The 10604-nt window shown below is 62.1% G+C and carries 7 protein-coding genes and 1 tRNA gene; 2 read left to right on the top strand and 6 right to left on the bottom strand.

The genetic code is table 11. The features are described 5' to 3' along the window. Nucleotides 1-307: 307 nt before the first annotated feature. The 4 genes from QM600_RS27695 to QM600_RS27710 form a co-directional block, all read right to left on the bottom strand. The gene (locus QM600_RS27695; RefSeq protein WP_283264967.1) at nucleotides 308-2176 is read right to left on the bottom strand and encodes an FAD-dependent monooxygenase; all 1869 of its coding nucleotides are present in this window, start codon (nucleotides 2174-2176) and stop codon (nucleotides 308-310) included. 2 nt (nucleotides 2177-2178) lie between these two features. Then, the gene (locus QM600_RS27700; protein WP_283264968.1) at nucleotides 2179-3489 is read right to left on the bottom strand and encodes an MFS transporter; all 1311 of its coding nucleotides are present in this window, start codon (nucleotides 3487-3489) and stop codon (nucleotides 2179-2181) included. Between the two features lie 127 nt (nucleotides 3490-3616). Then, entirely contained in the window at nucleotides 3617-4543 is a 927-nt protein-coding gene (locus QM600_RS27705; RefSeq protein WP_283264969.1) for a LysR substrate-binding domain-containing protein, read from the bottom strand. A 78-nt stretch (nucleotides 4544-4621) separates the two neighbouring features. After that, nucleotides 4622-4697 (bottom strand) — tRNA-Arg (locus QM600_RS27710). A 184-nt stretch (nucleotides 4698-4881) separates the two neighbouring features. Between QM600_RS27710 and QM600_RS27715 the strand changes: the two genes are divergently transcribed. Then, the gene (locus QM600_RS27715) at nucleotides 4882-7251 is read left to right on the top strand and encodes a phosphoketolase family protein (protein ID WP_283264970.1); all 2370 of its coding nucleotides are present in this window, start codon (nucleotides 4882-4884) and stop codon (nucleotides 7249-7251) included. A gap of 43 nt (nucleotides 7252-7294) precedes the next feature. On the opposite strand, the gene QM600_RS27720 is transcribed toward QM600_RS27715, so the two are convergent. Together QM600_RS27720 and QM600_RS27725 are read right to left on the bottom strand one after the other, a co-directional pair. Further along, nucleotides 7295-8014 (bottom strand): DUF305 domain-containing protein, encoded by a 720-nt coding sequence (locus tag QM600_RS27720; protein ID WP_283264971.1) that lies wholly within the window; start codon nucleotides 8012-8014, stop codon nucleotides 7295-7297. After that, nucleotides 8007-8837, bottom strand: a complete 831-nt coding sequence (locus QM600_RS27725; protein WP_283264972.1) for a thioredoxin-like domain-containing protein — start codon at nucleotides 8835-8837, stop codon at nucleotides 8007-8009. The genes QM600_RS27720 and QM600_RS27725 overlap by 8 nt, the downstream gene beginning before the upstream one ends. A gap of 217 nt (nucleotides 8838-9054) precedes the next feature. On the opposite strand from QM600_RS27725, the gene argS reads away from it, so the two are divergent. Continuing rightward, a partial coding sequence (gene argS, locus QM600_RS27730) for an arginine--tRNA ligase (protein ID WP_283264973.1) occupies nucleotides 9055-10604 on the top strand: 1550 nt, incomplete at its 3' end.

Genomic DNA, 10604 nt, shown 5'->3' on the forward strand with positions numbered 1-10604 from the left:
TGCCCGATGACTCCAAGGGTGCGTGCGTTGTTCAATTGTAAATCTCTCGATAGGTGCAGGTAGAGATGTCAGACCGGAGCCTGAATGAACTGCAGAATGCAGAAGCGCTGGCAGAATGCCTGGACCAGGACCGTCAATTGCGTGCTGGGTGCGCTGCTGTCGAGCGCCGGCGGCATCAGAAAAGCGCGCCGGTATGGACCCACCTTAGTCCCGTTCCGTGATTACCCTGGCGGCCGGGCGAAGGTTCTGTGAAAAATGGTTCAGCCGCGCCGGAGAAATCCGGCGCGGCTGAACGTCAGTGGAGAGGTTAGCGGGTGGCAGACCCGAGGGCCTTGTCGAAATCTTCGCTGTTTGCCTGCGAACCGAGAATCATGGCCAGGCGTACCAGCATGCCTTCGCGGTCGGCCGGTTCCGCCGTATCGAGAGCGTCGGCGAGAGACAACCACACATGCTCTCGGCGGGCCTCGTCGCCAACTGCTTCGGACGTCACGGAGGCGGTCGCGTCGAACTGCGGCGGAGCAGTTCCGGCGGTGAGATGTTTGGCAACGTCGATCAATTGTGCGGGATCGCTGATCCGGCACAGCACCAAGCCGTCCGGCCGAATCACGAAGATTTCGCCATCCCCGGCACCGAGCGTCGAGGCGAGATCTCCGCGAGCGTCAGGGATCGTCCCGTGAGCGCCGCCCACGGTCATCACCTGCACCGTTTCCGGTGCAAGTGACTGAGCAAAGTCAGCAGCCTGTCTGTCGAGTTCGGATGCTTGCTCTGCGGACATGCCGAAGGCCAGCACGCCGAACCCCGAGCCGCGCAGGCGATTCAGTGACGTTTCCGACGGTCCATCCGTAGTGCATACTTCGACGATCCGATCTTCGAGGGGATCGCCGGGGAGTACGCCCTGCGTGCCCGGCGCGGTCGCCCACGTCAGTGGCGAGAGGTGCGCATGGGTGGCACTGGACTGGCGAGGATTGATCAGATGTGCGAATTCGTTTCGGGTGGTGGCAAGTTCGAGTACGGCGTCGCGTGTGGTCCGGTATCCGTGGCTGCCGGGAGACATGATGAGTGTCGACTTGCCTGCGTTATCCACGTTCTGCTGCCAGGCGCTGCGACGCTCCGTCGAATAGGCCTGCAGGAGAGCGGTATCGGCTTGTCCGTTGATGACGGCGGCAAGCTGCCACGCCAGGGTCTCGGCGTCTTCCATCCCCGAGTTGAGTCCGCGAACTCCGAAGATCGGAACCAGATGTGCTGCATCGCCGGCGAACAGTACGCGGCCGTGGGTGAAATCTTCCAGTGCCAGCGCGTGGGCGCGGTAGAAGCCGAACCATTCCAGGGTCCACGGAATGTCGCTCTGGAGCCATTCGAGGTGGCGGGTGATGCGATCGCGGATGCGCTCTTCCGCGGTCTCGGCCGCGGGATCGTCGGACGCGTCGAGTTGGTAGTCGATCCGCCAGATGTCACGAGGTTGCCGGTGCATGATGATGGTCGAGCCGGGATTGCTGGGAGCGTCGAACCAGACCAGGCGCTCGGCGGGAAGTTCCGACTCCCAATGAATATCCGCGATGACGTAGTTACCTTCGTAACTGTTGCCCTGCAGGCGGATTCCGCTCAGCTCGCGCATCGTGCTGCGGCCGCCGTCGGCAGCGACGACCCAGGCGGCGCGGAGTTCGCGAGCACCGAAGGCCGTGTCGACCGTCAATGTCACCTCGTCGTCGCTACGTGAGATACCGGCGATCGACGACGACCAATGGAACGTGACCAAGGGATGTGCGAGCAACGTGTCGGTCATGATCTGCTCGAACTCGGACTGCGACACGTTGACCATGGGGCCACGCGCGTCGTGCTTGCCCGAGGCCATGCGGAAGTGCAGTACTTCCTGATCGCGGTAGTAGCTTCGTCCTCCCACCCACGGCAAAACGATGTCTTCGAGTTCTGTACCGAACCCGAGGCGCTCGGCAACTTCGAGGCTGTGCCGGGAGACGCAGATCGCGCGGCTGCCGAACGACACCTGATCTGCCGCTTCGAGAATCGTGACACGGATGCCGCGCGCGGCCAGGCCCATGGCAACACCCATGCCCACGGGACCGGCGCCGACGATGACAACCGGGAGGGCGTCTGCCGACGGGGACGTGGAGCTGAAATCCTCGGGAGCGTACTTCTTCGGATGAAAGTAAGTCGACATGATCACGAGGCTTTCTGTGCGGCGGAAGGTTCGGGGAGCAGCAGAATCGACACCAGGCTGATCACTGCAATCACGACGAAGTAGACGGTGATGGCAAACGATGTGTCGAATGCGGCGAAGAGTGCAGTGGCGATCATCGGTGCGAGACCGCCGCCGAGGATCGCGCCGATCTGGTAGCCGAGGGATGCGCCGCTGTACCGGATATGAGCGGGGAACAATTCGGCGAACAGGGCGGCCTGTGGACCCGCACAGCAGCCCAGCGTGAATCCGAGGGCAATCATCGAGATCAGCATCACGGGGATGACAGCGGTGTCGATGAGTGGGAAGAACACCGCTGCAGCGACTACCAGCGCGATGGAGCTGCGGATGTAGACGGGTCGCCGTCCGAGGGTGTCCGACTTGTGGGCGCTGAATGCCATGCCGGCCATCCAGAACGGGCAGGATGCGATGAGCAGGAACAGCATGGTGGTCTTGCTGAATCCGAGTTCCTTCTCGCCGTACTTGAGGACGTAGACCATGTACGCGTACGCGATTCCGTTGGTGGCGATGAAGGTTCCGCCGGCCAACAACACAGTTTTCCAGTGTTTGGTCAGGACTTCGAGTATCGGCATCGAGTCGGCAGGAGCCTTGGTCTTCGATGCCGTGAACTCCTCGCTCTCTTCGAGGCCGAGGCGGATCCACATGGCGACGCCGACCAGAACAGCGCTGAGCAGGAACGGAATTCGCCAGCCCCAGGAGTTGAACGTCGCGTCGTCCATGAAGGCTGCAAGGGGAAGGTAAACGAGGTTTGCCACCAAAACACCGGCAGGAACACCGATCTGCGGAGCACTGCCGTAGAGCCCCTTCTTCCCTTCGGGTGCGTTCTCGGTTGCGACCAGCACAGCCCCACCCCACTCGCCGCCCACTCCGAGGCCCTGGATGAAGCGGAGCGTCACCAGCAAGATCGGCGCGAATACTCCGATCGAGGAGTAGTTGGGGAGCAAGCCGATAGCGACAGTCGCGCAACCCATCAACATGAGGGAGGTGACAAGCATGGACTTGCGTCCGATGCGGTCGCCGAAATGGCCCATCACGATTCCGCCGATGGGGCGTGCGATGAATCCGACAGCGAGTGTCGCGAATGCTGCCAAGGTTCCGGCGAGATCGGATGTGCCGGGGAAGAACTGCTTGCCCAGAACCAAGGCGGCAGCAGTGCCGTAGATGAAGAAGTCGTACCACTCGATGGCGGTGCCGACAAAGCTGCCGAGGGCAGCCTTGCGTGCCTTGGCTACAGCGGTAGTCCGCTGCGCGGTCGGCGAGGCGAGTGAAGTCATGAAATGCCTTTCGAGATGAATGTGGCTTGAAGACACAATGACGTGGACCACAACACTTGAAAAGCGGAAGAATTGGGTGATATTGCACTGAATTTCCGCATTAGAGACAAAATGCCTGTTGGGAGGGTTAGCTCGCTCTCTCAGATTGTGAAACGAATTCTATAAATGCCCGAGCGACGCGGCTCAGTCGTGCGTCCTGATGCCACGCGAGTACGACGTTCACCGACGGGACCACCGGGGATCTGATTGTCTTGACGACCACCTCGAGGCCCTCGTAGGTGACGTCGAGGCTGGGGCGCTGCAGAAGCAGCGTCCATCCCAGTCCCCGGCCGACAAACGCCCGGGCTGTCTCGAAGTTCGCAGTTCGGTAGGCCACGTCCGGAACGAAACCACCGGCACGGCAGACGTCGAGGGCATGTTTTGTGCTCGGGGGAGCATCGAGTAGGACCATCGGGAACTCTGCGAGGTCCGGTAAGTGAATTTGTCGATCGGATGCCGCCAGTGGGTGCTCTGCACTCAGGACGATCAACGGTTCGCGGGTCGACAACGTAACCATGCGCAGTTCCGGAGACAGATCCAGGTCGTAGACGATCGCCAGATCCAGTTCACCGTTTTCCAACTGCGCCTGCAGTCGGTTCTGGGTGTCTTCGCGGAATTTTACCGAGGTGGCGGGATATTCATGAGTGAACCCGGCGATCATCGACGGCAGAACAGTCGGCCCCAAAGCCGGGTAGCAGCCGATTGCGATGGGTCCTGAAATTGTTCCGCCGGTACCGAGCGCATCGGACTCGAGCTCACCTGCTTGTTTCAGCAATGCTCGAGCTCGTATGAGGACGAATTCCCCTGTGGGCGTGAGTTGTACACCGAATGACCGGCGGCGGACACAGAGTTGAACCTTGAGTGCGCGTTCGAGTTCCGTGATGGATGCAGACATTGCCGAGGGGGACAGGTGCATGCGCTCGGCGGCCGCGCTGATGGTTCCGGTCTCGGCTACTGCGACAAACGCAGCAAGCTGACGCATGGTGTACGTGGGGGCGGGGTCAACTCGCGGCATGACAGTAGACGTTAGTCGTCATTGTGTGGCACCTGGACCGCGCTGCAGCTCGAGCTAGTGCTCTGACCTGCGCTGTCGTGGTGCCCCCGGCAGGATTCGAACCTGCGACCTTTCGCTCCGGAGGCGAACGCTCTATCCCCTGAGCTACGGGGGCGCACCGAAAATTCGGTGTGCCGATTGGGCTGGGTTAGCGTAGCGCATCACACCCGTGCAAGACCAAACCGGGTCGCAGAACCAGGAGATATACATCGATTCGGGCATCATTTCGCCTAGGCTCGGCGACGGGCACAGATTCGGGCAGACTGCTCGATCACCATTGTGAGCAACGGGAGTCGTCGATGACCGATCGCCAGTATTCCGAAGATCAACTAGCGCTCGACCTGCGATGGTGGGCGGCCGCGAACTATCTGACCGTCGCGCAGATCTATCTCCAAGACAACACGTTGCTTCGAGAGCCCTTGCAAGCGAAGCACATCAAGCCGCGACTGCTCGGCCACTGGGGAACCAGTCCAGGCCTGTCGATGATCTACACGTTGCTCAACCGGCACATCGCCACCACGAACTCGGACTGGTTGTACGTGACGGGGCCCGGCCACGGTGGACCCGCGATGATCGCGTCGACGTACCTCGAAGGGACGTACTCGGAGATATATCCCGAAGTGTCCGCCGACGCCGACGGTATCCACCGCATGTGCCGACGATTCTCGGCGCCGGGCGGAGTGCCCAGCCACGTCAGTGTGCAGACGCCGGGCAGTATCCACGAGGGCGGCGAGTTGGGGTACGCGCTGGCACATGCGGCCGGTGCGGCATTCGACCACCCGGACCTACTGGTGGCCTGCGTCATCGGTGACGGTGAAGCCGAGACCGGTCCGCTGTCGGGATCGTGGAAGCTCCCGGCATTTCTCAATCCCCGACGCGACGGTGCGGTGCTGCCCATCCTGCACGTGAACGGCGCCAAGATTGCCGGGCCGACGGTGTACGGACGCAGTAGCGACGAAGACATCAAGGCGTATCTGGGCGGCCAGGGATGGGATCCCGTCGTCGTGTCCGGCGACGACCCGACGAAGGTCTTCCCGGACCTGTACGACGCGATAATCAAGGCGCACAGCAAGATCCGTGAGATGCAGGTGTCGGCGCGCGCCGGTAATGAGTGGAACGGCGCTTGGCCGGCAATCGTCTTGCGCACTCCCAAAGGGTGGACCGGCCCGCACACCGTCGACGGGAAGTTGGTGGAGGGCACCCACTGGGCCCATCAGGTTCCGTTGTCCGGAGTGCGAACCGATGAGGCACATCTTCGGCAACTCGAGGAGTGGATGCGCTCCTACCGTCCCGAAGAGTTGTTCGACGCGAACGGATCGTTGATTCCTGAACTTGCCGTGCTGGCGCCGGTCGGGGACAAGCGGATGGGCAGTACGCCCTACGCCAACGGTGGACGACTACGCGTCGAATTGCCGATGCCGGCACTCGAGAAGTACGCGCTACCCATCGAATCGCCGGGTTCGACGTTCTACGAGACCACCAGGGTGCTCGGTGAACTGTTGCGGGACATCTACGCCGCCACCGAAACCGACGACGGCGGCGGAATCTTCCGGTTGTTCTGTCCGGACGAAACCGCAAGCAACAGACTCGGTGCGGTATTCGAGACAACCGAACGGTGCTGGCAGTTGCCGATCACCGAGTACGACGACGGACTCTCTGCCGACGGCCGGGTCATGGAGATACTCAGTGAGCATCTTTGTGAGGGCTGGCTCGAGGGATATTTACTGTCCGGGCGGCACGGAATGTTTGCCAGTTACGAAGCCTTTGCGATGGTGAGCGTCTCGATGCTGATCCAGCACGCCAAGTGGCTCCAGCATGCCGTCGACCTGCCGTGGCGGGAGCCGGTTTCCTCGCTCAACGTGTTGCTCACCAGTACGTGCTGGCGCAACGATCACAACGGTTTCAGTCATCAAGGCCCCGGAATGATCGACGCCGTGATTCCTTTGGCGCCCAGCGTGATCCGGGTATGGCTGCCGCCGGACTCCAACACGCTGCTCTCGATTTCGGATCACGCTCTGCGCAGCATGAACCACGTGAATGTGATCGTCGTCGACAAGCAACCGCACCTGCAGTACTTGACGCTCGAGCAGGCGCACGCGCATTGCGCTGCGGGCGCGTCGGTCTGGGATTGGGCCGGAACGGAAGTTGCCGGGCAAGAACCCGATGTGGTGCTGGCCGCAGCGGGAGACGTTCCGACACAAGAGATTCTGGCCGCCGCCCAGCTGCTTCGCGAAGGAACGCCGGACCTGTCGGTGCGGGTTGTCAACGTGGTTGATCTCATGGGCCTACTGACGCCGACCGAACATCCACACGGATTTGGTGAGCAGTCGTTCCGGAACTTGTTCACTGCCGAGACGGACGTGGTGTTCGCCTTCCACGGCTACGCCCGGGCAGTCCATCAACTCCTCCACGGACGCCCCTCTCCGGAGCGGTTCCATGTCCGGGGATTCAGTGAACAGGGAACCACGACAACGCCGTTCGACATGGTGGTCCTCAACAAGATGAGCCGCTACCACCTGGTCATCGAGGCGCTGCGACGATCCAAGCGTCGGACCACCGGGGCGTCGGAGTTGGTCGAGTTCTGCCGGGCTCAACTGGACAAGCACTCGCGCTACATCGTGGAGCATCTCGCGGACTTGCCGGAGATAGAAAACTGGACCTGGTCCTGACAAAAGTCAGGGCCAGGCCCAGTTCGATTCGAATTATTGCCGGTTAGTTCATCGGCAGGGGAGCGGCTCCGCGAGCGGCCAGCATGCTGGCCAGCAAAGTGGACTCGCTTTCCTGTGTGTTCACCATCGTCGTGGACAAGGACTTCACCGGATCAGTGATGGCATTGGCTGCGGCGTACTCCATCATCGGAAGGCCGCCCTGGTGATGGCGCAACATCAACTGGAGAAAGAGGGTGTCCAACTCGGGGCCGGATGCAGCATTCAACGCTGCCAGATCTGCGGAAGACGCCATGCCGGGCATCGTGGTCACAGGGCCGGAATGATCCATCGTCATCGTCGTAGACGCTCCGTGCGAATCGTGTCCGGTGGACGAATCTGAGGTCATCCACTCCATGTACGGGCCGACAGTGGAAATCGGTTCGTCCCACATCGTCAACCATGCCTGCATCTGACCGATCTGATTCTGCTGGGTGGTCAAGATGTCGTATGCCACCGTGCGCACCTCGTCGTCTGTGGACTTCGTCAACGCGGTGGACGCCATTTCGACGGCCTGACCGTGATGGACGAGCATGTCCTGAGCAAAGCCGACATCCACCGAGTCCGATGCCGGAACGGTGAGTGAGGACTTCGCGTCGGGGCCCAACAGATTGGTGAACGCGCCCAGAGCGAAACCGATGGCAATGGCGCCGATGAGACCGATGATCAGTAGAGCGGTGCGCTGACTCGGCTTCGACGAGCGGTCGGTGTCAGGTTGACTATCCACCTGCGGGAACCTGCTCGTCGGTGGCCGGTGTGGTGCCGGTGCCGTCCATCGGAACCGCGTCGGGGCCCGGAGGTGTGGGGTCGAACGGCGACGTTTCTGCGGTGAACAGCGGGTTCGTGCAGCTGGCGCCGACCTCGGGGTAGACGTTCGGGTTCAGCTTCAGAGCGGTGATGAACTGGTCGATGCGCTCGTCGTCAGCGTTGTCGATTTCGAGGCGGTGGCCCCAGGACTGCAGCGAAATGGGGCTGCTCTGGCCGGGGTACGGCGACATCAGCATGTAGCCCTTGCTGTTCTCGACCCGCTTTGCGAGGCTGTCGATCTGGCTCTGGTCGATGCTGTCCGGGTTGTAGGAGATCCAGACCGCACCATGCTCGAGTGAGTGAACAGCGTTTTCGGTACGGATCGCCGACGCGTAGACAGTGCCCGTGCAGTTTGCCCAAGTGGCGTCGTGCGGGCCACCGAACGGCGGGCTCTGGTCGTAGGCGACGCGCTGCGTGGCTTCGACGTGCTGGCCGGCGGGGTACTCGATCTTGAGAACACCGTCGATGTTGTCGGACGGATCCTTGTTCTCGGAGCTGTACTTGTACGGCTCGAGGGCTTGCTTCTCTTCGACCTTCGGCCACAGATTGATGCCGAGCACGGCAATCAGTCCGAGTACTGCGACGCCGGCACCGATCGACAGCCACGGAATCTGGCGGGGAGCCGGAACGCCACCCTTGCCCTTCTTTGCCGGGCTACCGCCTTTGTTGGCGGCCTTGATGGCTTTGGCTGATTTGGCCCCGGATTTGTTCTTGGGACCGTGACTATCGGAACCGCTTGGCATCGATTGGGCTCTTTCGGTGTGTGGGCAAATGTGCAGCATGCCCTCCCGCCGGATGTACTCGGCGGTAGCTCGGGCATTACCACTGTACTTTCCGAGTCTGAGGGCAATCTGGGAGAGTGGCGTGCGACACGCCCAAATCGGTCGTCAGCCTACTCTCGGGCGCCCGCGCGTGAGGCGAGTCTCCACCTCGAGTGTGCAGGCAATAGGATGGATACCTGTGACTCCAGCTGACCTTGCCGAACTGCTCCGCGGAACCGCTGCGAGCGTCCTTGCCGAACGCGGCCTCGACGTCTCGGTGCTCCCACAAACCCTGACCGTCGAGCGTCCTCGCAACCCTGAGCACGGCGATTACGCCACCAATGTTGCGATGCAGGTAGCCAAGAAGGTCGGCGCCAACCCGCGCGAATTGGCCGGCTGGCTCGCCGAGGCACTCACGGCTGCCGACGGTATCGACGCAGCCGAAATTGCCGGCCCGGGCTTCCTCAACATCCGCCTCGCTGCCGACGCCCAAGGCGCCGTCGTCGTCGGAGTTCTCGAAGCCGGTCCGTCGTACGGCAGTGGCAACTCGCTTGCCGGTACGAAGATCAACCTCGAATTCGTCTCGGCCAACCCCACCGGACCCATCCACCTCGGTGGAACCCGTTGGGCTGCAGTCGGAGACGCGCTCGGGCGCATCCTGTCCGCGCAGGGTGGTCTGGTCACCCGTGAGTACTACTTCAATGATCATGGCGCACAGATCGACCGCTTCTCGCGTTCGTTGATCGCCGCAGCCAAGGGCGAGCCTGCTCCCGAAGACGGTTACGCCGGCGCCTACATCGCCGACATCGCTGCAACCGTCCTCGCTCAGCGCCCCGATGTCATGGACCTGCCCGCTGATGAGCAGCAGGAAACGTTCCGGTCCATCGGCGTCGACTTGATGTTCACCCACATCCGTCAGACCCTCCACGATTTCGGCGTCGACTTCGACGTCTACTTCCACGAGAACTCGCTCTTCGAATCCGGCGCAGTCGAGAAGGCCGTCGAATCGCTCAAGAGGTCCGGCAACCTCTTCAACGAGGACGGTGCCTGGTGGCTCAAGAGCACCGACTACGGCGACGACAAGGACCGCGTCGTCATCAAGAGTGACGGCAACGCCGCCTACATCGCCGGTGACATCGCCTACTTCCAGGACAAACGCGCTCGCGGCTTCGACCTCTGCATCTACATGCTCGGTGCCGATCACCACGGCTACATCGGCCGCCTCAAGGCTGCTGCCGCTGCTTTCGGCGACGACCCGGACACCGTCGAGGTACTCATCGGACAGATGGTCAACCTCGTCAAGGACGGCGTCGCCGTCAAGATGAGCAAGCGCGCCGGAACCGTCATCACCCTCGACGACCTGGTCGAGGCAATCGGCGTCGACGCATCGCGTTACGTCATGATCCGGTCGTCGGTCGACTCCAGCATCGACATCGACCTCGATCTGTGGACCAAGACCAGCAGCGAAAACCCGGTCTACTACGTCCAGTACGCGCATGCACGCCTCTCCGCGATAGCCCGCAATGCTGCCGACCTCGGTCTGTCCGCCGACTCGAGCCACCTCGCGCTGCTCACGGCCGAGCAGGAAGGCGACCTGATCCGCACGATCGGCGAATACCCGCGCGTCGTCTCCAGCGCCGCCAATCTGCGTGAGCCTCACCGGATCGCCCGTTACCTCGAAGAACTCGCGGGTGCGTACCACCGCTTCTACGGCGCGTGCCGCATCCTTCCGCAAGGCGACGAAGACGC

Origin of the sequence: Rhodococcus sp. IEGM 1379, assembly GCF_030056815.1 — a bacterium.
Taxonomy (GTDB): domain Bacteria; phylum Actinomycetota; class Actinomycetes; order Mycobacteriales; family Mycobacteriaceae; genus Rhodococcus_F.

What these genes read in the sequence shown, in the direction of transcription:
- QM600_RS27695 (WP_283264967.1), bottom strand. Translation starts at nt 2,176, where the DNA reads ATGTCGACTTACTTTCATCCGAAGAAGTACGCTCCCGAGGATTTCAGC.
- QM600_RS27715 (WP_283264970.1), top strand. Translation starts at nt 4,882, where the DNA reads ATGACCGATCGCCAGTATTCCGAAGATCAACTAGCGCTCGACCTGCGA.
- QM600_RS27725 (WP_283264972.1), bottom strand. Translation starts at nt 8,837, where the DNA reads ATGCCAAGCGGTTCCGATAGTCACGGTCCCAAGAACAAATCCGGGGCC.
- QM600_RS27705 (WP_283264969.1), bottom strand. Translation starts at nt 4,543, where the DNA reads ATGCCGCGAGTTGACCCCGCCCCCACGTACACCATGCGTCAGCTTGCT.
- QM600_RS27700 (WP_283264968.1), bottom strand. Translation starts at nt 3,489, where the DNA reads ATGACTTCACTCGCCTCGCCGACCGCGCAGCGGACTACCGCTGTAGCC.